The sequence below is a fragment of the Litchfieldia sinesaloumensis genome (assembly GCF_900156865.1).
Lineage (GTDB): Bacteria > Bacillota > Bacilli > Bacillales > Bacillaceae_L > Ferdinandcohnia > Ferdinandcohnia sinesaloumensis.
This window is the reverse complement of the sequence record NZ_LT732529.1, coordinates 480745-502617: the sequence shown is the minus strand read 5'-3', so window position 1 is coordinate 502617 and position 21873 is coordinate 480745. Positions and strand designations below refer to the sequence as shown.

Sequence of the window (21873 nt, the reverse complement as noted above, 5' to 3'; positions counted from 1 at the left end):
GTAAGGACGCTCTAAGCGTCCTTTTTTTCATGAAATACTTTTCGCTTTTTTTATCAAAAAAAATAAACAATCCATGCTATGAATTGTTTGGAACTTGCATCTTATATTTATGATTTATAGCTGACTTTTTGAAGTGCGAAAAATAACATGACTCTCTTTAAAAACTGACGAAAAAGTGAATGGTTTCGTTCTGCTGTTTCTGCTCGTTGATAGATATTTATAAGTTCATCAAGTTCTTGACTACATTCGATTGTTTCATTACTTGTAAACCCCGTACTATTAGCAATAGTGATCATTTCTTCTCTTTTTTTATTGATTTCGTCTAATAGTATCTGTTTGTAATCTACACGCCTGGTTTCCAAAACTTCCACTCCTTTATTCACACGTTAGATGAGTCCTAACGCCGCATACAACTATGGTATGTACCACACTAAAACTTTTGGTTCATCACTAGTTGCTACTCTATGAATTATTACAAAATCTACTATTTATGTAAATAGATTCGCAAAAATAGACATTTTTTTCTTTAAAAAATTTACAAAATTGTGTACGAAATCGCTTCCAAGACGCAGTTCAACTTTTTTCGACACCTATAATAACACATAAAACGACAAAAAATTTTGATAGAAAAACCTATAGATTTTCCATCTATAGGTTTTATTCATTTATTCATTTTTTATTTAATTCGATCGATATGTGTAACGCGGAATTCTTTTGCTTCTAGTTTCCGCTTAACTTCTTGAATCTTTTCCTCGCCAAGTGAACCAGGTAGATTTAAAATTATGCGGCGGAGATATTTTTCACCATTATCAAGGGTTAGCATGCCATCAATATTAATATCACGAATCAATGAAACAAGCTCCTTAATGGCCCCTTTATGTTCAATTGTAGCAATAGTTAAAGTATAACCACCCGTCTTCATTCCGAATGAATCCTCTAGGACATCCATAACATTTGCATGAGTGATAATTCCTTGGAATTCATTTTCAGTATTCAGTACAGCAATGAATGGTAAACGTCGGATTGTTAAAAATGTCTTAAAGAATGAGTCTTCTTCATATACGTAGGCATCCTTACTTTCGACAAGTGTAGACACATTTGCATTTGCGTCTCCTTTGTTTTCATATAAGTACTCTAAAATATCAACTTTGTAAATTAAACCTTCAAAGTTTGTGCCATTTTTCGATAATACGGGAATTGAGCGAAAACCTGTTTCATTTAATAATTGAAGAGCCTGTTCAATCGTAAGTTTGTCATCACAAAATTTCACATCTGATTTTTGGACAAAATTATAGCGTATTTTCATTTTCCCCACTCCTCATAAAATAGAAAGAAATGCCTCTCTACTATAGTATATTCAAGAAATTGTATGTATACCAGTGAACAAAAATGTAACATATTCGGATAAATATGTAAATAAAATTCGTACTTTCGACCTATCGAAAAGAGCTTTATGGAACACTACCATAAAGCTCTTTCTGATCCATTTAGTTTTGAGCAAATTCTGGGTCTTTAAAAGGATGTGCCACCCAACCTTCCGGGTCGATAAACAAGCGCACAGCAACCACTTCACGGTCATCCATTAATGTAAAGAAATGTGGTGTATCAACTGGTACAGAAATCACATCACCCGCCTCTAATTCTACGTCGAAATAGCCTGTGTCTCCACTTCCTTTGATAACGAAAATTCCGTGCCCTGCTACAATTGCACGAACTTCATCTTCTGTATGGACATGTACTTGTTCAAACTTCTTTAAAAGTTCATCCAGATTCGGAGTTGCCTCAGAAAGTGCAATAACATCCCATTTTTGGTATCCATTGCGTTCACCTAATGACTTGATTTCTTCCTCATAAATCGATAAGATTTGCTCTTTTTCTTCGTCATTAATTTTACAATTTCCTTTAAGTTCAGCTGGTAGTTTACTAGTATCCCAGTGTTCATATAGAACACCCTGCTCTTCTAAAAATGCAGCTACCTTTTCTTGTCCTTCTACTCTTTCTCCTGTGTTACGTAAATGAATATTTGCCATTTTCTCCACCTCGTTTTTTATTTTATACCCTAATTTGTATGGGATTTAATGCTAGTAGTTTTAGATGATAGCTAAATAGAAATTCATAGGCCTCTAGATGTTTTTTTGCGTCGAATGCATCTTTGGCCCAAACTGTAATTCCGTGATTTCTAATTAGAACTGCACCAAAGTCGCTCTTCACATGCTCACTAAAATGTTTGGCAAGTGTCGGGATATCGGAATGATTTTTAATAATCGGAATGCGGATTTCCGCGTCCTCTTCCCATAAGCCAAGTGCCTTTATAATCTCCTGTCCTTGAAAGACAACTTCTCCCTTATCCCCGTAAAGTTCAGAAATAACATTGTTATCGACAGTATGGACATGAAGACTACAACCAGCATTGGTTTTGTTATAGATTTCTACATGCAACAATGTTTCTGCAGATGGTTTCAAATCTGTTGGAGCAGCTGGATTCCCCGCTCCATCAACGAGTAGAAAGTCCTCATCTGTTCGTTTCCTCTTATCCTTGCCACTTGCTGTAACTAAAAAAGTAATTGGATTGTCAGATACTTTGATTGCAAGGTTCCCACTCGTTCCCATGAACCAATCCCGGCTCGCAAGCTCATCCTTCACATCTGCAAGTTCACTCCATTGTTTCAATCTAAGCATTTGTCACAACCTCCTTTTTGAGACTTTCAATTACACCAAAAAAGGAATGAAACGGTGTGTGTGTAATCTCTAATTCTTTGCATTTTTCAACGAGAAAGTCTCTAGCAATGACCTTGTCAGCCAGCTTAGCTGCCTGAAGGTCTGTAATCGAATCACCAATTACTATTTTAAAATCAGTTTGTTTGGCTAACTTTCGAATTAAAGTGGGTTTACAGCATCCGCAGTCATATTCACATTTTTCATCACATGTATATGGCCATACAATATTGATTCTTTCTTTTGAAAAGTCAGCCTTATTACAGTATATTTGCTCCTTAGAAACAAGCCCGTCTAATAGCGGTTCTACAAAAAAGTCGATTCCACCACTGACGATGTATAGGGGGATACCTTGTTCTTTTAAGAATGCTACAAATTCTTCAAAGCCCTCGCGGATTTCCGCGTGTTCAAGAATGTATTCTGTAATTTCTTTTCTCGATGCAGAAGGTAAAAGCGCGAACATCTTACTAACACCCTCTTGAATAGGAATGGCTTGTGAAAGTACTTGATCCTTCAATTGTTCCCACTCAGGAGGCGCGAATTTTTTCATAATGGCAATAATGTTATCCGTATTTGTAATTGTGCCATCAAAATCACAGAAAATAATAGGTTTTTTCATCGTTACACCTCTTTGGAACCCCATAATTCTATCGCTTTTTGAAGCTCCGAGCTATTTTGTGCATATTCTACAAGAGTTTTTTTCTGGAGTACTGCTTCTATGGCAGCTTTAAAGGCTTTTCCGCCCCCAACAGCTCCATCAGGATGACCGTGAACGCCACCACCCGCATTAATTACACTGTCAATACCAAAATCATTGATCAAGAGGGGTACTAAGCCTGGATGAATGCCGGCAGATGGTACAGGAAAAGAAGGCGCGAATGACTCATCAACCTTTGTTAATTCCTTTGCTATCGCAAGTGTCTGTTCTCTTTCTAGTGCAACACTACCATACGGTGAAGGGAATAAGACTAGGTCACTACCTGCATATCGTAGTAATTTTCCTAAGAGCAATGAATTCGAAAAACCGTAAAATTTAGATGGCGTAAGTGCACCGCTAACTGCTGGATGAGCCATAATTGGTAATGTAATTTCTGAATCCTCCGCTAGAGCTTGAAGGACGTCGATTCCGTAAGCAAACACATTAAACAATAACAAGTCAGCACCAAGTTCTACAGCCTTCCTAGCTTTTTCCTTTAACTCAAATGTTCTTCCAGATAGATTCACAGCATACAATGCTCGGTGCCCTGTTGCGCTGTAGACTTCATCTAACACCTTTTTACCCTCTATAATTCTAGTTTCAAAAGGTGTTTTAGGGTTTTCAAATAAGATTTCATCATCCTTGATGATATCTACTCCACCTAGGGCTTGCTCTCGTAACTGGTCTTTTAAATACTCAATATCCCTGCCGATTACTCCTTTAAAAATACTCATCACCAGTGGTCTATCAAAAACTCCAAGTTTTTCTCGAATACCATTAATTCCATACTTAGGTCCTGGAAATGCGGATTTTATCTCTTGCGAAAACTCTACGTCTAGTAACTTTACCTCTCCATCTAAGGAAAGTTTTCCAAAGCTCGTCGTTAAAATGGCTGGTAAATCCCAACTAAAATTAGCACTTGGATAGGCAATTTTAATGATGCCCTTATTTACTTTTTTTCCAAGATATTGATTGATTCTGTCGTCTGACTCTAACTGTTCAACACTAATGACCGTACCCTTATGCTTTTCTAATTGGTCTTGTTCAAGTTTTGGTAGATTCGTCCAAGAACCGACTGTTAAGCCCAATGCAATTTCTTCGGCTTTTTTCTCTAAGTTGGCCCCTGAATCATGGATCAAATATGTGGCAATCACTTCGCTCATTGTTACCCCTCGCTTCAATCAAAAATGTCGAAGAAATCGAAAAAACCTCTTCATAAGAAGAGGTTAGCAAACTAACATCTTCTTATCTCCCAGCTTAATTAGCTGCAAGAATTAGCACCGTGCTTACGCGATGTAAGTCGGTTGCCGGGCTTCACTGGGCTAGTCCCTCCGCCTGCTCTTGATAAGAAAATAAATTTTATGTAATTGTTGAGCCTCCATTAGAAAAGCCCAACCCTTTTTTCTATTTCACAATGGAATTTAATTAGGATTATGACAGGTATCATTTTTCTTGTCAAATGTTTTTTAATTTTAAAACAAGTTTAGTTTTTTGATTCGATTCGCCGCCTCAACAAGTCGGCCTTCATCGGTTAATAGTCCAACACGTACATAGCGGTCACCATATTCACCAAAGCCGATTCCTGGTGCAACTGCAACATGTGCTTTCTCAAGCAATAAATCTGCAAAACTAACAGATGTGTAGCCTTCAGGTACTGGTAGCCATGCGAAAAATGAACCTTCAGGTGCCTTAACATCCCAACCAATATCCTGTAGCGCACCAATAAAAGCTTTGCGTCTTGATTCGTACTTATCCACAAGTTCCTTTACACAATCCTGTGATTCATTCAAAGCTGCCGCTGCGGCTACTTGAACTGGACTAAATAGACTTACATACATATGGTCTTGAATGACATTTAACGCTTCAATCACACTTGAATTTCCTACAGCAAATCCAACTCTCCAGCCTGCCATATTATAGGTTTTGGAAAGAGTATAAATCTCAATCCCAATATCCTTTGAACCTTCGACTTCTAAAAAACTAACTGGTCTTTTCCCTTCAAATCCAATCGCACCATAAGCAAAATCATGGACTACACATATATCGTGTTCTTTTGCAAAAGAGATTGTTTCTTCGAAAAAGTCTTTCGTTGCAACAGCCCCAGTTGGGTTATTCGGGTAATTTAAAAACATCACTTTTGCTTTTTCAAGTTTGTCACGATCGATATCCGAGTAAACCGGTAAAAATCCATTTTCTTCCTTCAAGGGCATGTACTCCATTACGGCTCTTGCAAGTTCAACACCGGACCAATAATCTGGATAACCCGGATCTGGAACCAATGCAATATCCCCAGGATTTAAAAGACATTGCGGAATCTCTACTAATCCCGCTTTTCCACCAAATAAAACGGCCACCTCTGTTTCCGGGTCTAGCTCAACTCCATATTCACGTTGATAAAATTGTGCCACTGCTTTCTTCAAGAAGGCATGACCACGAAACGGAGAATATTTATGAAATTTAGGCTGGTCAGCAGCCTCCTTTAAAGCTTCAACAATATGCTGAGGGGTTGGCTGATCAGGATTCCCTTGTCCTAAATTAATCACATCATGGCCGTCGGCAACAACTTTGTTTACCTTAGCAACGAGTGAGGCAAAAAACTGTTTTGGTAACTTCTGCAGAATTTCTGATTGTTGAAATTTTTTCATATCTACACCTTCTTCAAAATACTTGAAATACTAGTCAAAAATCATATATTGTTAGAGATAACTTGTAAAGAGTCTGTTCAAAGTCCGAAAAAAAAGAACCTTAACCTGTAGTAGTCCTTTTTATCTTCTTTTTGAACTCACTTATAAATTATCATTTTTACGGAGGCTGTCAAATGAATCTAAAAATTGCTTGTATTCAGTATGATATTCTATTCGGAAAACCGCAAGAAAATTTTAAAATTGTTTCGCATGAAATCGAACAAACAATGAAACATACAAAACCAGATATTATCGTTCTACCTGAACTGTGGACAACCGGGTATGATCTAACAAGATTAGATGAAATTGCTGATGAGGACGGTGTCGAAACTAAGGCATTTATACAAAAACTAGCAAAACAACACTCCGTTAACATAGTGGCTGGTTCCATTGCAAAAAAGACAGGTCAACATATCACAAACACCATGTTTGTCTTTAATCGTAACGGTGAAGTAATTAGTGAATACAGTAAACTTCACCTGTTCAAACTCATGGATGAGCATTTATATTTAAAGTCAGGTGAAGAAAAAGGTGACTTCAAAATTGAGAATGTCCCTGCTGCTGGAGTCATTTGCTATGATATTCGCTTTCCGGAATGGATTCGTGCACATACAACATCAGGTGCAGAGGTTTTATTCGTGGTAGCAGAATGGCCACTACCTCGCCTTGAACATTGGCGCACCTTACTTCTTAGCCGTGCAATTGAAAATCAATGCTATGTTGTTGCTTGTAACTGTGTAGGTAGTAATCCAGATAACGAATTTGCCGGACATTCAATGATCATAGACCCTTGGGGAAACATTATTGCTGAGGCTGGTACTGAAAGCACAACAGTAGTCGCGGACATTAATCTAAGCAAGGTTCAAGATGTTAGAAAGCAAATCCCAATTTTCCAGGACCGTCGTCCTACATTTTATCAATAATAAAAAATGATTGACAATTATGTGTATTCGTTGTTATGATTCATTTCAGTATCAACTAAACAATCAAAAACTAAATATATGAATCTCTTATCAAGAGCAGGCAGAGGGACTTGGCCCGATGAAGCCCAGCAACCGACCGTAATTCCATCGTAAGGTGGGGCGCTAATTTTAGCGCTGGGGATACCCCCATAAGGCACGGTGCTAATTCCAGCAGGAAGTATATAACTTTCTGGCAGATAAGAGGTGCGAAGCCCTGTCTTCAAGCCTCTTTCTAATGAGAAAGAGGCTTTTCTGTTTTTAGAAAAGCCTCCAACGAGAAAAATGACACTGATTGGAGGTATATAAAATGGCAATCTCACAACAAGCGATTTATGAACCATTAACTGAAAGTACGGCGGTGGCATTAGCTAATCGTCTACGTTTATTTGAAGAAGGTAAAGTACTTAAGTGCGAGGAAATCGGTGACGGTAATCTAAACCTCGTATTCCACATTACAGATGTAAAAAATGAACATGGCATCATCATCAAACAAGCATTACCATATGCAAAAGTAGTTGGAGAAAGCTGGCCGCTATCTCTTAAGAGGGCAACAATCGAAGCTAATGCCTTATTATCTACAGCTGACTATGTACCATCACTTGTACCAAAAGTTTATTATACCGATGAAGCACTCGCGATAACTGTCATGGAAGACCTCTCACACTTACAAATTTCAAGGGCTGGACTAATTGAGGGTCACAACTTTCCGCTTTTATCAGAGCACATTGGAACATTTTTAGCTAAAACATTGTTTTACACATCGGACTATGGACTTGAGCCAACGAAGAAAAAGTTGCTTGTTCAACGATTTATTAATCCTGATCTTTGTAAAATTACGGAGGATTTAGTTTTTACAGATCCATTTTTCGATATCGACACAAATAGTTTCGAAGAGCAACTGAGAACGAATGTCGAAGAAATCTGGAAAGACACCACTTTAAAGCTAGAGGTTGCAAAGCTTAAGCAAAAATTCTTAACTCAAGCAGATGCACTAGTACATGGCGATTTACATACTGGCAGTATTTTCGCAAGCAATACTGAAACGAAAGTCATTGATCCCGAATTCGCCTACTTTGGTCCACTTGGTTTTGACCTCGGCCAATTTATTGCAAATTTATTACTTAATGCAATTTCAAGAGACACAGAGAACCGTGAACCGTTGTATCAACATATCGAAAAGACCTGGGATGTATTCTCTACAACCTTCTCCGCTCTTTGGAAAAATGAAGCTGTCGATTCTTACCGCGATACGGAAGGCTTTTTAGAATTTATCCTTGAGCAAGCATTTGAAGACGCAATTGGATTTGCAGGCTGTGAACTAATTCGTAGAACAATTGGGCTTGCCCACGTTGCAGATTTAGATGGTATTAAGGATTTCGCAGTCAGAATTGCAACGAAACAACAAGCACTGCGTCTAGGTCGAGAGTTAATTCTTAACCGAAAGGTGATTAAAGAATTAGGAACTCTACGAAACTACGTCGAAAAAACAGCTAAGGAGTGACAACATGACAATAATCAAAACAGTGCCACAATCCGTTCAGTGGAATGAAACATCAATTAAACTATTAGATCAAACTAAGCTTCCCTTAGAGACTGTGTTTGTCGAGCTTCTTACTATTGAAGACGTCTGGGATAGTATCGTCTCACTAAAAGTCCGTGGCGCACCGGCAATTGGGATTACCGCAGCATTTGGATTAGCCCTTGCTGCTCAAAGTTACGAAGAAGAGTTTACATTGCACGAGTTTAAAGAAAGACTCTTAAAGGATAAAGCATACTTGGCAAGTTCCAGACCGACTGCTGTCAACTTGGTTTGGGCATTAAACCGCATAGTTGCTAGTATTGAAGAAGCAAAGTCTGTTAATGAAGCAAAAACTACACTTGTTCATGAGGCAATCCGCATTCAAGCTGAAGATGAAGAGATCTGTCGTGAGATCGGTGAAAATGCTCTCGACCTCTTTAAGGATGGGTTTAAGGTGTTAACCATTTGCAATGCCGGCTCAATTGCAACGGCCCGTTATGGAACAGCACTAGCTCCTTTCCACCTTGCAGCACAACAAGGTAAAAATCTGAAAGTGTATGCTTCAGAAACAAGACCGGTTTTACAAGGAGCCAGGCTTACAACATGGGAACTACTCCAGTCAGGAGTCGATGTAACGCTTATTACCGATAATATGGCAGCTCACACTATTGCTGAAAAAGGTATTGATGCTATTATCGTAGGAGCAGATAGAATTACGGCTAATGGTGATACTGCAAATAAAATCGGCACCTTTAATTTGGCTATCTTAGCAAAAACATTCAACATTCCCTTTTATGTTGCTGCACCGCTTTCGACTTTTGACGTGTCTTTAGAAAGCGGTAAAGATATCCCTATTGAGGAGCGCAATCCTGAAGAAGTGACTCATTTAAATGGATCACGCATCGCTCCTGAAGGTGTTCAAGTGTATAATCCAGCCTTTGATGTCACACCTAATGAGTTAATTACTGCCATTATTACCGAAAAAGGTATTTTGCAGGGTGAGCTTGAAGTAGAAATTCGACATTTGTTTGAAACTTAAGGGGTAGTAGAAAAAATCCAGTGTCTGCACACTGGATTTTTTTCTGCTGATGGTTATGATTTTTATCCATTCTATCGATTTTAATCAAAAAATTAGCTAAGTATAAAACCCCTTTTAAAGCACACCCTCTAATTCTAATAGTTTTTCCTTTAAGTCCGTTCTTGTCCCGGTGTAGCCTGTTAGTGATTTGTCCTTTCCAATTACACGATGACATGGGACAACGATAGGTATCGGGTTCTTTCGGTTTGCTTGTCCGACAGCGCGTACTGCCTTAGGATTATTTATGGCATTTGCAATATCTGCATAGCAGCGCGTTTCACCATAGGGAATGTTTAATAATTCATTCCACACTTGTTCCTGAAATGCCGTACCTTTACATGCTATTGAAAAACTAAAAGTTTTGCGTTTGCCTTTAAAATAGTCCTCGAGCTGATTCTTAATTTCTACAAGGGTAGCATCATCTGGAGCAAAGGTGACATCGTATTTGTTACATACTGTTTCCCAGTCTTCTTTTGTTAACGATATATCGATTAATGTTTGTTCATGTGTGAGGATATAAATAGTGCCAAAAATGTCAGTTTGCATTTCACTGTATTTATACATTCGTTCGTACTCCCTTCTCTATCATTTATTTTACAATGACCAAATCGAATTGGGTAAATTTTTATTTTATAAAAAAACAGTGCCCATAGGTAGCACTGGTTTTGTACGATTTAGAGTTTAAATCTAGTGATCATCGTGTTTAGTCTTTCTGCTAGGTCTGATAGGAGTTCTGAGTGGTCAGAGATTGATTCCATTGAGCTGTTTGTTTGTTGAACAGATGCAGATGTTTGCTCGATACCAGCTGCAGATTGTTCGGATACAGCTGCAATAGTATCTATGGATAAATTCATCTCTACAGTACTGCTAGCGATTGTATCTAGATTTTCTGAAATCATTTGGATTCGTTTAACCATAACTGTTACGGCATCATAGATATCCTCAAATGTTTGACCTGTCACTTGAATTTGCTTTGCTCCTTCTTCCACCTGATTGTATCCGTTTAATAAACTATCCGCAACTGAGTTTGATTCCGTTTGGATACTATTTACAATTTCTGTTATATCTTTAACAGAATGAGAAACTTGCTCGGCTAGTTTACGAACCTCATCAGCAACAACTGCAAACCCCCTGCCATGCTCTCCAGCACGAGCAGCCTCAATAGCAGCATTGAGTGCTAGTAAATTGGTCTGATCCGCAATCTCACGAATAACTTTTACAAGAGTTGAAATTTGCTTTGTTTGTTCATCGAGTCCTTTAACCTTTTCAACTGAATATTCCATGATACTGTTAATTTTATTCATCTGTTCAGTTGATGTGTTCATAAACTCATGACCTTTTTTCGTCATTTCTAGAACATTTTGTGATGACTTACTAATTTCGGTTCCATTCTGATTGGCCGTTTGAATTTTTTCAGTATATTCTTCCATCATTTTAGCTAATTGTGTAGACGAGTGTGCTTGCTCCTCAGCACCTGTCGACAACTCCTGCACAGTTGAAGCGATTTGCTGACTGGCAGCTTTCACTTCACTTGATGAGCTCATAAGTTCAGAGCTCTTCGATGACACCTGCTTTGAAACAGTTGATATTTCATGTATCATCGAACGAAGATTATCACTCATGCTGTTTAATGATTTACTTAATAAACCAATTTCATCTTTACCTTTAACTTGAATGGTATCGATTGTTAAATTTCCATCAGCAATTCGATTCGATACCCTAACCAAATTTGCAAGCTGACTACCTATATTGCGACCAATAATAACAAGACTCAAAATGGCGATAACAGTAGATGCAGCAATTGAAACAAGTAAAACGACTAATGTTCCGGATACATTTGAACTTGCTGCAGAGGACGCACGATCAGTATTAACATTCATGATTGTTTTTAGCTGCTCCAATTGCCTTACAGTATCCTTAATTAACTTATCTGCTTCCTGACTCGCTTCAATTGACTTGAGTTTATCTGTTGCAATGACAGCTGGGAAAACTTTTTCATCAAATAAAACGGTCAACTGTTGTTTATTTTCTCCTACTTTAGTATAGAGTTGTTCACTTTCAAATGTCGTAATGGCAGGTTTAATACTAGTTGATAACTCATCATATTGCTTACTTAAATCTTGAAAAGCTGTCACATGCTTACCGTTACTGGTTTGTATGTAGATGCTAATTTCATTACCTAATTGATTAAACACACTTGCCATTTCTGTAATTAAAATGGAGGACTCACCGTTACTTTTCATATTCTTCATTGCATTATTAACATTATTGAGCTGAATAAAAATAATGAATGCTGAAATACAAAATAAAAGTATTGTGAGGGTAAATGCCACTCCATATTTATGGCCAATTTTCAAATTATGCCACCAACTTGATAGTTTCAATGATGATTTCTTTTGAACATTTTTCTCCCTTTTCTTTCTTTTTGACCCCTTCAATTGTCTTCCCCCTTTGCTGTCTATCTCTCTTCTTTCATAAACCGTTTACACTATTTATTATTATAGTGGAAATTGTCGGATTTTGAAATATATTCTGTTATTTTTGATGTAGATTTGGTGCTACTATTCTACTGTGGTAAAATATATTAGTTGTGAATTAAGTCACAGCCTCCGGCGGATGCCTCAGATTTTCAAAGGTATTTTTTCGAGCAGGCTCGAAGAAAATCTGGGCGCAAATACGCCAAGGCGTATTGGATTAATGATTAAGGAGCAAGAGAATGAACATTGTTGTAAGTACACTGAATGCAAAGTATATCCACACAAGTCTATCAATACGATATTTAAAGGCTTTTGCTGAGCCTGAATTTGATGTAACACTCGCTGAGTACACAATTAAAGATCCAGCTATGAATATCGTTACGGATTTGTTTCGTAAAAAACCTGATGTAATAGGCTTTAGCTGTTACATTTGGAACATTGAAGAAACAATTAAAGTTATTAAGATGCTGAAAAAAATAAACCCGGGACTCATTATCATCCTTGGCGGCCCTGAAGTAACCTATGATGTTCACGAATGGCTAGAACGTATACCTGAGGTTGACTATATTGTCATTGGTGAGGGTGAAGAAACCTTTAAGGACCTTTTAACGGCTATACGTGATGGGGAAAGTACAGAAGAAATTAGTGGAGTTTGTTTCCGTAAAAAGGAACAATTAAAAATCAACCCACAACGAAACAAACTTAATTTGAAGGACCTTCCTTCTCCATTCCGATTTGAAGAAGACCTTTCACATCTTTCAAAGCGTGTAACCTATATTGAAACAAGTCGTGGTTGTCCTTTTAATTGTCAGTTTTGTCTTTCCTCCATTGAGGTAGGAGTTCGTTATTTTGATCGTGAAAAGATTAAATCTGATATTCGTTTCTTAATGGACCATGGTGCTAAAACCATTAAGTTCGTTGACCGCACGTTTAATATAAGTAGAAGCTACGCAATGGAGATGTTCCAATTTTTAATTGATGAGCACCGACCAGGGACTGTATTTCAATTTGAAATTACAGCAGACATCATGCGACCAGAAGTCATTGACTTTTTAAATAAAAATGCACCTGCAGGGTTATTCCGTTTCGAAATTGGAGTGCAATCAACAAATGATTTAACAAACGAATTAGTGCAACGCAAACAAAACTTCTCCAAGCTTCAACGAACCGTAACAATGGTAAAAGAAGGCGGAAAAATCGATCAACATTTAGACTTGATTGCGGGGTTACCTGAAGAAGACTATCATTCTTTCCGACAAACGTTTAATGATGTTTTCGAGATGCGCCCTGAAGAACTTCAGCTAGGCTTTTTAAAAATGCTTCGCGGAACAGGAGTACGAATTCGCGCTTCAGAACATGATTATATCTATATGGATCATTCACCGTATGAAATTTTAGGAAATAATGTTTTGAGCTTTGACGATATAACAAGAATTAAACAAGTTGAGGATGTGCTCGAAAAATACTGGAATGACCATCGGATGAATGAAACAGTAGAGTTTTTAGTGACCCATAGCTTCGAAACACCATTCGACTTCTTCCAGGATTTCGGTACTTTCTGGGACGAACGTGGTTGGTCAAGAATTGGTCACCAACTTGAGGATTTATTTAAACGTCTGTATGAATTTCTAGATGCAACGAATAAAGCTCAGCTTCCAATCATTGAAGCAATTATGAAGTATGATTATTTACGAAATCAGAAATACAAGCCGCGTAAGCCATGGTGGGAGGACTTTGTTAGTAAACAAGAACGTGCATCCTTCTATCAGGAGATTGTAGAAAAACCAGAGGCGCTAGGAGAGGAATTTACAACGTTACAGCTTCAGGAGAAAGATCTATATAAGCATACGGTAGTTGAAAAAATTCCATTTGATCTAGAAACTTATCTACAAACAGGGGACATTAATCTGCAGGAAACGTATTTGCTTGTATATTTTGATCCAATCGAGAGACAAGCAAGGGTATTTTCTCGAAAAGCTTGATAATGTAAAGAGTCAGCCCTAGCTGACTCTTTTTTAAATTAAGTTACAGTGAACTTGCCCCTATAGGTCACGAGCCAATCTGCCCAGAAGGCAGAAGAAGAACCTTCTAGCCAGCTCTTCTTGTGCTTGTCAGACTAGCACAGGTTGGTGCTGACATCGACCTTTTCTACAGGATGTGGCAGTAGTTAGTCGATGTTCCTCTTTCAAGTCGCTTCCTTTTAAGACTATTCACCCGTACTATTACCTTTTTTTGAATTGCGGTTAGCACCCTTCATCGGGTTTTCGTAATCCGCTTCTGCTGAAAATTCCGTATCAGGCATACTTTCCTTTGGAGTCATATTGCTCTTTCCTGCAGCATCGAATTTAACTTTACGTTTCATGTTGTTCCCCCCTTTTCATCTGTAGTTTTCTCCATGAGTGGCAAGCGCATAAATGGTAAAGTCTACCTGCTACCTGTTTACATATTTATAATTTGGCTTTTAGTTGTAAAAACTATGAGAAAATTGTTGTGCGAGGTGTGTAGAATGATGAAAAAGAAACAACGAACCGAAATAGAATCACCAATTTTAGATGAAACGATGCCCCATCAAATATCAGCACCATCCTTTAAAGGAACAGGTATTAAAATGCAGGAACCGTTTGTTAATGAACATGGAGTAGTGATTGGAGATAGTTTTTACGATTCACCAAATTCACCACTTAATAATTGGAGCGATGAGGTCAATCCAGAGATTATGGCCGGTGACCAGTGGGTTCATCCAACCAATGATATCGGCTGGAATACAACAGAAAACCGAGAACTGCTAGAACAGAAAAAACAACCGAAAGGTGTTCCTTTCATGCACCCCTCTAAAGACACCAGCTACGGTAATGATTAAAGCAATAGAGCACCACAAACGGTGCTCTATTTGTTATCCAATAATCAGTCTTTCTTTTGGGTAATGGTATTTGACATCTTTTCCCTTCTTACCAATAATGAAAATAAAGTTAAGGATACCTACCCTTCCGATAAACATCAACAAGATTAGAAGGATCTTTCCGAAATTACTTAGTTCAGGAGTAATCCCCATGGACAACCCACAAGTACCAAAAGCAGAAGCTACTTCAAAGAAAATTTCGGTAAACGTAAAGTTCTCAGTAATTGTTAACAAAAATATCGAAAGAAAGCATGTAAAGAAGGCAAATATCGTAACAATGAGTGATTTTTTTATATCCTCTTCATGAATCTCGCGTTTGAAGATTTTAATGTTTTTATTTCCTCTTGCATAGTTGTATAAAAACAATATATTGATGGCAAATGTAGTAGTTCTTATTCCTCCACCCACAGAGCTAGGAGAAGCACCTATAAACATCATAGCCCCCAAGAATAATAAGGTAGGCTCTGAAAAGTGATTCACATCCATCGTAGCAAGACCTGCACTTCTTGTAGTAACCGATTGGAATAATGAATAGAAAAACGTTTCATGCCACGCCAAATCTTTAAAAAAGTGGTTAGATTCCAAGAGGAAAATTATTAATGTACCAAAAATAACTAACGATAAAAAGGTAACAGTCGTAAGCTTCGTAAATAGTGAAAATCGATATCTTCCTTTTTTCTCAAAAAGGAAATCCTTTAATTCAACTAATACCGGGAACCCAATCGCACCTAAAACTATTAAAATAATCGTAATAAATTGGACGAAATAATCATTTGCGTATGGAACTAGAGAATTTCCTGTTATATCAAATCCTGCATTTGTGGTCGCACTAACAGCAGCAAAAATCCCTTGGAGAAACGCTTCCTGCCAGGTATCAAAAAACTGCATAAAATAAAGGCCTAGTACTAAACTTCCAAAGAACTCAATTCCAACAATTATAATGATGATTTGTTTAAGTAAGTTTACCAACCCAGATAATTGTGATTGATTTTGATCGACCATGATTAAGCGTCTTTCCCTAAGGCCAATTTTCCTCCGAAAGATTAACCAGATAAAGGTGCCCATTGTCATTATTCCGATACCGCCAACCTGAAGTACAAAGATTAAAATAAAGATACCTACTTCAGTGTATGTATCCCTTATTGAGATAACAGTTAATCCAGTTACACTTACTGCACTTGCAGCAGTAAACAGTGTATCGATAAAGGATACCTGTACCCCTTCCTTGATGGCAATGGGAAGACTAAGTAAAACAACTGAAATTGATACTGCTAAAAGATAAAACGCAAAAATTAATTGAGCAGGTGTAAGGTTATTGATGTATCGATTTATTTTTTTCATCATTGAAATTCATTCCTAACCTAAAGTAAAATCTTATCTCTATATCATATAGAAATCATAGTCGTATTAAAAGGATTTTTTTAATAGATCTTAGTCCATTTCCAAAATGATAACACTTCGATTAGTATGCATTTCCAGTATTGAAATTAATATTCTTCTTATACTATAGATACAACGAATATACGTTGTTCTATATTGATAAGGAGTGATTAAAATGGCTAGAAGTAGTAATAAATTACTTGTACCTGGTATTGAACAGGCCCTAGATCAAATAAAATTTGAAATTGCTCAAGAATTTGGAGTTAATCTTGGTTCTGATACAGCATCAAGATCGAATGGTTCTGTAGGTGGGGAAATTACAAAGCGCCTAGTTTCACAAGCACAACACCAATTAAGAGGCGGCGAGTAAAAAACTTCATAAAGTGGAAAAAAGCCGAGGTACATGCCTCGGCTTTTAATCATCGTCATTTTCCTTACCCTTACCACGGTTGTTTTCTTTATTTTGCCTTTTCTCTTGTTTTTCCCGTTCCTTTTCTTCTTGCTTGCGTTGTTTCTTTTCCCATTTCTCTTCGTGTTTCTTTTGGTTATTTTCCCACTTTTCTTCGAGTTTCTCTTTTACGTGGGTTGGCATATTAGAGTTTTCTACATTATTTTTGACTTTTTCTTTTATCTGTTCTTTTTTCTCTTCAAGCTCTTCACGAACTTCCTCTGCCCTCTGCTTGCCTTGATTTTTAAATTCCTCTATTTTATTTTGATCAATGGCATTATCCTGTTGATTAGTTATTTGTTTCTTTTGTTCAACAGGTTGGGCTTTCTCTTTTTGTACAGGTTTTGGAACCTTATTTTCTCTAATTAATAGCTTCCCAGTTGAAATTCCCTTTTCTTTGGCACTTTTTCTTGTTTCGACTGTGCTTTTTACCGAAGTTACCGAGATTTCTTCTTTTTCATATTCTTCTTTTATCTCTTGAATGCCTTGTTGAAGCTCACGGTCTACATCTGTATTATGTGTATCTGCCACAACTGTTGTTATCAGGACTTCTTTCCCATCATTAAGATAGCCGTTCTCTTTACTAAATTGTATGATTCTTTCAGTGATCGAATCTAAATTGCTATTTTTCCAATCTGGAATTGACTCCACTAGTTTTTTCGCCTCATCATTTAATGCCTCTAAACTGACAACACGAAGTTCATCATCTAAGCCGACTTCAAAGCTTGGATTGATATCAATAGACATATATGCATACACTTCGTTACGCGGTGAAAAAGGAATAAAGATAGATAATAATAAAATTGCAACTAATGAGCTTGCAAATGCGTAACGCCATTTCTTCACTTGAAAGAAACGTTGCTTAGAAGTTCTGCTTACACGGTCATTGATTGGAAAAAAGGTTGTTTCTTCGCCAATTTCATAGCTCTTTTTTGTATGCTTGGCTCTTACGAACTCACCTTCAGGGGTTAGCATCGTAACATATTCATCGTTCACATCCAAAACGATCCCCTTTTTCAATTCTCTGGCACCCCTTTTAGATAATCTTTTAAATAGACATAATCACCAGATAATATGATTGCCATTGCGATGATATATTTCCTGTTTCTCTCTATCGTTTTACGACTCACCGCTACTTTTGATTCCAGCTGCTTAATGGGAAGTTGCTTCTTTTCAAACAACGTTGCCAAAAGCTCCCCATTTTCCACTACAACTTTTGACACCAATATTGCATTTTGTCTGGCATCTGTATGCTTCGGAGAAATCTCAAGTAATTCATGAAATGACAAACCAAATTCCTGTAATACCTTGTGAAAATGGAGAATTTCTTCTTTTCTCTGTTCTTGTTCCACTTTCCTTTGGTAATCATCTACAGAAAGGTGTGCTTCTATCTTTGATTGTGCACCTTCCTCATCCGATTCACCGTTCGAAATGAAGTTAATATTGCGGACACGCGCTTCTTTTCGAATGTAGTCTATTACACGGCGTTTAATGAGCAGCTCACCGAAGGATAAAAACGAGCTTCCCTTTTCCTTCGAATACTTTTCTAAGGCTTCATTAAACGCAATAAGTCCGATACTAAATTCATCGTCTGATTCATTTATATATCGTTTACAAACTGCGGAAACATTTTTCGCAATAAAGGGTTTATAGTCTTCAATTAGCTGATTTTGTAGTTGCTGATTTCCATTTTGAATCTCGATAACGGTTTCTTCCAGAGTGCTTTTTCGTTTTCCAATTTTAAACAATAGGCTAAGCACTGGTTTCACCTCTATTCTCTTTACTATTTGTTAATAGTAGCAAGAGTATAGAGTGAGATTCAATAGCAAAATTTCACAATGGATAGCTTTTCTAAAATTTATTACAAAAGAACTAATACCTAAGACTATACCTTTAATGAAAAGGTGACAGGCGTTGTAACATATATTTCTTTTGCGTTACAACACTCATTAACTTTGTAATGTTTGACTCATTTACAGATTACGACATCTCGTTTCTTTTTGAGGGGGTTGTTTAAATATTTATCATAAAATTTCTTAGGTTTATATTACCATCATTCCCTAAGTCTGAATTAGGAAAGAATATAAAAAAGTGTAACACCTTAAACTTGATCGCCTACTAATATGCCATACATGTCGTGAACACTAAAACTCATGAATTTGGACAGTGAATATAAAAAGGAAAGTGGGAATTCAAATGCATACAATGTGGAAAGGCTCCATCAGCTTTGGTCTTGTTAATATCCCAATTAAGCTATTCTCTGCAACTGAGGATAAAGACGTTAAACTCCGAAATCTTCACAAGGAATGTAATACACCGATCCAATATGAAAAAACATGCCCAAATTGTGAAAAAGATATTGGAAATGAAGACATTGTAAAAGGGTATGAATATGTAAAAGGAAAATTCGTCATTTTGAGTGATGAGGAGCTAAAGGAATTAAAAGATGAGCATGAGGATAAGAGCGTTGAGATTATCGATTTTGTTAAGCTTGAAGAAATTGACCCAATCTATTTTAGTCGTTCTTATTTCATGGGACCTGGTGAAAACGGAAGCAAGGCGTATGCCCTACTTCGTGAAGCACTTGTAAAATCCGGAAAAATAGGAATCGCAGAAATTACAATACGATCCAAACAACAAATGGCTATTATTCGTGTTTATAAGAATAGCCTTGTTATGGAGACTATCCATTACCCAGATGAAGTCCGAAATGTGGCTGAGGTACCAGGAGTCCCTGAAGAAATTGATTTAAATGACAAAGAACTCGATACGGCAATTATGTTAATTGATCAATTAACAACGGAATTTAATCCAGAGAAATATAAAGATGAATATCGAACTGCTTTAATGGAGTTAATTGAATCCAAAGTAAATAATAATGAAGGAACAACATCGAAAGAAGCACCTCGCACAAATGTTGTTGACTTAATGAGTGCCCTGCAGGCAAGTATTGAGCGGACGAAATCGAAAGAAACAGCAACATCAAAGAAATCTGCTTCGCCTAAAGGGACTACGAAATCGAAATCAGATGCACCAACAGGTACTGAGCAAACAGCAACTGGAAAACCTAAATCTAGAACAACCCGTAAAAAGGTTGGATCGTAAGCTAAAGCTCTTTTAAATAGGGAGCTCTTCGTTAAAACGTTTTTTCAATTGTTTATGTTTAAAGGAGTGATACGATGCTAAAACCAATGCTTCCTACCCTTATTTTCGAGGCACCTTCGGGCTCTAATTGGGTATATGAGATTAAATATGATGGATTCCGAGCTATGCTGCATTGGGAAAAAGATCGTATTCAGCTCATTAGCAGAAACGGAAATTTACTAAATGAGCAGTTTCCTGAAGTTATTACGCAATGTGAAGAGTTTTCAGATTTGATGGCACCACAGCTCCCCCTCATTTTTGATGGCGAACTTTGCATACTTGAATCTCCGTATAAGGCAAGCTTTGAGCAAATTCAAAAACGAGGTCGTTTAAGGAGCGCTGATAAAATAGCTCAAATTTCTTCAGATAATCCCGCTCATTATTTAGTTTTTGATTTATTAAAGTTAAATAATAAAAGTCTAATGATGGAAAAATTTCAGGTTCGCAAAAATGAATTAGTGAAGCTATTTAATCACGCTAATTTATCTGTTCAAATTAATCCTACTAGTCGGCAACTCATACAGCTAGTTAATTATGAACTTGATTTTCATTCAATCTGGAAGAAAGTGACTGAATCTAGCGCAGAAGGTATTATTGCAAAGAAAATAGACAGCACATGGGATGAAGGAAAACGTACAACGAACTGGTACAAAATTAAAAATTGGCAGGTAGGTGCGTTTTTTATTCTTGGATATGATAAAAAGAATTCATTTTTCCATGTCGGTGTGTTAAAAAATAACTCGGTTTACGAAATTGGGCTATTTTCGCACGGGCTCTCTCCTGATGAAAGGCAAGCCCTTCTCAGGGTCATAAAAAGTAATTCAGTTGAGGAGACAGGACAATTTATTAAGGTTGACCCTGGTATTTGTGTAGAGCTTCATTACTTAGAATTATATAAAGAACAATTACGACAGCCTAGCTTTTCACAATTTCGCTTTGATCTTGAATGGAAGGATTGCACGTGGGACAAGCTTGTCAATAATGTTCCGTTACTACCAGAAGATATCGAGATTACTCATCCGGACAAACCACTTTGGAAGGATAAAAGCATTACAAAACTCGATTATATTCATTATTTGGTGGATATTTCTCTCTATATGCTTCCCTTTCTAAAGGACCGGTTGTTGACTGTCATTCGTTATCCACATGGAATGTATGGGGAATCCTTTTATCAAAAGAATTGCCCAGATTATGCTCCAGATTTTATCCAAACTTCGGTATCTGAGGGCATTGACTATATTCTATGTAATGACTTAAAAACATTAACATGGTTAGGAAATCAATTGAGTTTTGAGTTCCATATTCCCTTCCAAACAATTTATTCAAAAGGACCTTCTGAGATTGTTTTTGATTTGGACCCACCTTCCCGCGATGCCTTTCCATTGGCGAAAAAGGCAGCGACTCTATTAAAGGATGTTTTTGATGGACTTAAATTAACTTCATTTGTTAAGACATCTGGAAACAAGGGGTTACAGATTTATATCCCACTTCCAGAAAATCGTTTTACGTATGAAGACACACGACAATTCACGGAGTTTATCGCTAACTATTTAACAACCATGGAGCCAGACCTATTTACAACTGAAAGGCTCAAGAAGAATCGCGGAAATCGCTTGTATGTGGATTATGTCCAGCACGCAGAAGGAAAAACAATTGTAGCTCCTTATTCTGTCAGGGGAAACGATGGCGCCTATGTAGCTACTCCGCTTTATTGGGATGAGATAACGGATGATTTATCAATCGAGGATTTCCCTTTGGAAACAATTGTTGACAGAATTAAGGAAAAAGGCTGCCCTTTCGCGAATTACTTTAATGCGAAAGAACAGCAGCCATTTGAACCAGTATTAGAATTTTTGAGACAGAGTTAGGG

At 37.2% G+C, this 21873-nt stretch carries 21 protein-coding genes and 2 riboswitches; of the genes, 8 read left to right on the top strand and 13 right to left on the bottom strand.

Translation table 11 applies throughout. The features are described from left to right. Positions 1-107: 107 nt before the first annotated feature. The 7 genes from CZ490_RS02430 to CZ490_RS02400 all read right to left on the bottom strand — a co-directional run bounded on the left by CZ490_RS02430 (position 108) and on the right by CZ490_RS02400 (position 6057). Complete coding sequence (locus CZ490_RS02430) at positions 108-362, bottom strand: aspartyl-phosphate phosphatase Spo0E family protein (RefSeq protein ID WP_142255325.1); 255 nt, start codon at positions 360-362, stop codon at positions 108-110. A gap of 314 nt (positions 363-676) precedes the next feature. Then, entirely contained in the window at positions 677-1306 is a 630-nt protein-coding gene (cbpA, locus tag CZ490_RS02425) for a cyclic di-AMP binding protein CbpA (RefSeq protein ID WP_077617390.1), read from the bottom strand. A 181-nt stretch (positions 1307-1487) separates the two neighbouring features. Next, positions 1488-2030, bottom strand: coding sequence for a 1,2-dihydroxy-3-keto-5-methylthiopentene dioxygenase (locus CZ490_RS02420; protein ID WP_077617389.1), 543 nt, complete (start codon positions 2028-2030; stop codon positions 1488-1490). 22 nt (positions 2031-2052) lie between these two features. After that, positions 2053-2679 (bottom strand): methylthioribulose 1-phosphate dehydratase, encoded by a 627-nt coding sequence (locus CZ490_RS02415; RefSeq protein WP_077617388.1) that lies wholly within the window; start codon positions 2677-2679, stop codon positions 2053-2055. Continuing rightward, positions 2672-3334 (bottom strand): 2-hydroxy-3-keto-5-methylthiopentenyl-1-phosphate phosphatase, encoded by a 663-nt coding sequence (locus tag CZ490_RS02410; protein WP_077617387.1) that lies wholly within the window; start codon positions 3332-3334, stop codon positions 2672-2674. The genes CZ490_RS02415 and CZ490_RS02410 overlap by 8 nt, the downstream gene beginning before the upstream one ends. Positions 3335-3336: 2 nt before the next feature. Further along, positions 3337-4575 (bottom strand): 2,3-diketo-5-methylthiopentyl-1-phosphate enolase, encoded by a 1239-nt coding sequence (gene mtnW / locus CZ490_RS02405; protein WP_077617386.1) that lies wholly within the window; start codon positions 4573-4575, stop codon positions 3337-3339. Between the two features lie 79 nt (positions 4576-4654). Further along, positions 4655-4763, bottom strand: a riboswitch (SAM riboswitch). A 121-nt stretch (positions 4764-4884) separates the two neighbouring features. Then, the gene (locus CZ490_RS02400; RefSeq protein WP_077617385.1) at positions 4885-6057 is read right to left on the bottom strand and encodes a pyridoxal phosphate-dependent aminotransferase; all 1173 of its coding nucleotides are present in this window, start codon (positions 6055-6057) and stop codon (positions 4885-4887) included. 173 nt (positions 6058-6230) lie between these two features. Between CZ490_RS02400 and CZ490_RS02395 the strand changes: the two genes are divergently transcribed. The 3 genes from CZ490_RS02395 (at position 6231) to mtnA (ending at position 9616) form a co-directional block, all read left to right on the top strand. Next, positions 6231-7019 carry a carbon-nitrogen family hydrolase gene (locus tag CZ490_RS02395; protein ID WP_077617384.1) on the top strand — a complete coding sequence of 263 codons (789 nt, stop codon included), beginning with the start codon at positions 6231-6233 and terminating at the stop codon, positions 7017-7019. 84 nt (positions 7020-7103) lie between these two features. Beyond that, positions 7104-7262: riboswitch (SAM riboswitch) on the top strand. A 103-nt stretch (positions 7263-7365) separates the two neighbouring features. Then, positions 7366-8559 (top strand): S-methyl-5-thioribose kinase, encoded by a 1194-nt coding sequence (gene mtnK, locus CZ490_RS02390; RefSeq protein WP_077617383.1) that lies wholly within the window; start codon positions 7366-7368, stop codon positions 8557-8559. Positions 8560-8563: 4 nt separating this feature from the next. Then, positions 8564-9616 carry an S-methyl-5-thioribose-1-phosphate isomerase gene (mtnA, locus tag CZ490_RS02385; protein WP_077617382.1) on the top strand — a complete coding sequence of 351 codons (1053 nt, stop codon included), beginning with the start codon at positions 8564-8566 and terminating at the stop codon, positions 9614-9616. Between the two features lie 114 nt (positions 9617-9730). On the opposite strand, the gene CZ490_RS02380 is transcribed toward mtnA, so the two are convergent. Together CZ490_RS02380 and CZ490_RS23145 are read right to left on the bottom strand one after the other, a co-directional pair. Further along, the gene (locus CZ490_RS02380; RefSeq protein ID WP_234987156.1) at positions 9731-10201 is read right to left on the bottom strand and encodes a methylated-DNA--[protein]-cysteine S-methyltransferase; all 471 of its coding nucleotides are present in this window, start codon (positions 10199-10201) and stop codon (positions 9731-9733) included. A 128-nt stretch (positions 10202-10329) separates the two neighbouring features. Further along, the gene (locus CZ490_RS23145; RefSeq protein WP_077617380.1) at positions 10330-12093 is read right to left on the bottom strand and encodes a methyl-accepting chemotaxis protein; all 1764 of its coding nucleotides are present in this window, start codon (positions 12091-12093) and stop codon (positions 10330-10332) included. Between the two features lie 278 nt (positions 12094-12371). Here CZ490_RS23145 and CZ490_RS02370 point away from each other — a divergent pair, with 278 nt between their 5' ends. Further along, positions 12372-14114, top strand: a complete 1743-nt coding sequence (locus tag CZ490_RS02370) for a B12-binding domain-containing radical SAM protein (protein WP_077617379.1) — start codon at positions 12372-12374, stop codon at positions 14112-14114. A 224-nt stretch (positions 14115-14338) separates the two neighbouring features. On the opposite strand, the gene CZ490_RS22455 is transcribed toward CZ490_RS02370, so the two are convergent. Further along, on the bottom strand, positions 14339-14494 hold the full coding sequence (locus CZ490_RS22455; protein ID WP_200801539.1) for a hypothetical protein: 156 nt from the start codon (positions 14492-14494) through the stop codon (positions 14339-14341). 147 nt (positions 14495-14641) lie between these two features. On the opposite strand from CZ490_RS22455, the gene CZ490_RS02365 reads away from it, so the two are divergent. Then, the gene (locus CZ490_RS02365; protein ID WP_407639773.1) at positions 14642-14992 is read left to right on the top strand and encodes a DUF3905 domain-containing protein; all 351 of its coding nucleotides are present in this window, start codon (positions 14642-14644) and stop codon (positions 14990-14992) included. 33 nt (positions 14993-15025) lie between these two features. On the opposite strand, the gene CZ490_RS02360 is transcribed toward CZ490_RS02365, so the two are convergent. Further along, a complete protein-coding gene (locus CZ490_RS02360) occupies positions 15026-16375 on the bottom strand; it encodes a TrkH family potassium uptake protein (protein ID WP_077617377.1) in 1350 nt (449 codons plus the stop codon). 211 nt (positions 16376-16586) lie between these two features. Here CZ490_RS02360 and CZ490_RS02355 point away from each other — a divergent pair, with 211 nt between their 5' ends. Then, the gene (locus CZ490_RS02355; RefSeq protein ID WP_077617376.1) at positions 16587-16781 is read left to right on the top strand and encodes an alpha/beta-type small acid-soluble spore protein; all 195 of its coding nucleotides are present in this window, start codon (positions 16587-16589) and stop codon (positions 16779-16781) included. Between the two features lie 45 nt (positions 16782-16826). Here the strand turns inward: CZ490_RS02355 and CZ490_RS02350 are convergent, their stop codons facing one another. Both CZ490_RS02350 and sigI read right to left on the bottom strand, forming a co-directional pair. Beyond that, entirely contained in the window at positions 16827-17879 is a 1053-nt protein-coding gene (locus tag CZ490_RS02350) for an anti-sigma factor domain-containing protein (RefSeq protein WP_077617375.1), read from the bottom strand. Continuing rightward, positions 17876-18628 carry an RNA polymerase sigma factor SigI gene (sigI, locus tag CZ490_RS02345; RefSeq protein ID WP_077617374.1) on the bottom strand — a complete coding sequence of 251 codons (753 nt, stop codon included), beginning with the start codon at positions 18626-18628 and terminating at the stop codon, positions 17876-17878. Before sigI ends, CZ490_RS02350 begins: the two co-directional genes overlap by 4 nt. 427 nt (positions 18629-19055) lie before the next feature. On the opposite strand from sigI, the gene ku reads away from it, so the two are divergent. Continuing rightward, positions 19056-19964: a non-homologous end joining protein Ku gene (gene ku / locus CZ490_RS02340; protein ID WP_077617373.1), complete on the top strand. Its 909-nt coding sequence runs from the start codon at positions 19056-19058 to the stop codon at positions 19962-19964. 74 nt (positions 19965-20038) lie between these two features. After that, positions 20039-21871 (top strand): DNA ligase D, encoded by a 1833-nt coding sequence (locus tag CZ490_RS02335; RefSeq protein ID WP_077617372.1) that lies wholly within the window; start codon positions 20039-20041, stop codon positions 21869-21871. Positions 21872-21873: the final 2 nt, after the last annotated feature.

Excerpts from the sequence above, each read along its gene's own strand:
- CZ490_RS02400 (WP_077617385.1), bottom strand. The coding sequence starts at position 6,057 with ATGAAAAAATTTCAACAATCAGAAATTCTGCAGAAGTTACCAAAACAG.
- CZ490_RS02370 (WP_077617379.1), top strand. The coding sequence starts at position 12,372 with ATGAACATTGTTGTAAGTACACTGAATGCAAAGTATATCCACACAAGT.
- ku (WP_077617373.1), top strand. The coding sequence starts at position 19,056 with ATGCATACAATGTGGAAAGGCTCCATCAGCTTTGGTCTTGTTAATATC.
- CZ490_RS02410 (WP_077617387.1), bottom strand. The coding sequence starts at position 3,334 with ATGAAAAAACCTATTATTTTCTGTGATTTTGATGGCACAATTACAAAT.
- mtnW (WP_077617386.1), bottom strand. The coding sequence starts at position 4,575 with ATGAGCGAAGTGATTGCCACATATTTGATCCATGATTCAGGGGCCAAC.
- CZ490_RS02355 (WP_077617376.1), top strand. The coding sequence starts at position 16,587 with ATGGCTAGAAGTAGTAATAAATTACTTGTACCTGGTATTGAACAGGCC.
- CZ490_RS02415 (WP_077617388.1), bottom strand. The coding sequence starts at position 2,679 with ATGCTTAGATTGAAACAATGGAGTGAACTTGCAGATGTGAAGGATGAG.
- CZ490_RS02420 (WP_077617389.1), bottom strand. The coding sequence starts at position 2,030 with ATGGCAAATATTCATTTACGTAACACAGGAGAAAGAGTAGAAGGACAA.
- CZ490_RS02380 (WP_234987156.1), bottom strand. The coding sequence starts at position 10,201 with ATGCAAACTGACATTTTTGGCACTATTTATATCCTCACACATGAACAA.
- cbpA (WP_077617390.1), bottom strand. The coding sequence starts at position 1,306 with ATGAAAATACGCTATAATTTTGTCCAAAAATCAGATGTGAAATTTTGT.
- CZ490_RS02335 (WP_077617372.1), top strand. The coding sequence starts at position 20,039 with ATGCTAAAACCAATGCTTCCTACCCTTATTTTCGAGGCACCTTCGGGC.
- mtnK (WP_077617383.1), top strand. The coding sequence starts at position 7,366 with ATGGCAATCTCACAACAAGCGATTTATGAACCATTAACTGAAAGTACG.
- CZ490_RS22455 (WP_200801539.1), bottom strand. The coding sequence starts at position 14,494 with ATGAAACGTAAAGTTAAATTCGATGCTGCAGGAAAGAGCAATATGACT.
- CZ490_RS02395 (WP_077617384.1), top strand. The coding sequence starts at position 6,231 with ATGAATCTAAAAATTGCTTGTATTCAGTATGATATTCTATTCGGAAAA.
- CZ490_RS02365 (WP_407639773.1), top strand. The coding sequence starts at position 14,642 with ATGAAAAAGAAACAACGAACCGAAATAGAATCACCAATTTTAGATGAA.
- CZ490_RS02360 (WP_077617377.1), bottom strand. The coding sequence starts at position 16,375 with ATGATGAAAAAAATAAATCGATACATCAATAACCTTACACCTGCTCAA.
- mtnA (WP_077617382.1), top strand. The coding sequence starts at position 8,564 with ATGACAATAATCAAAACAGTGCCACAATCCGTTCAGTGGAATGAAACA.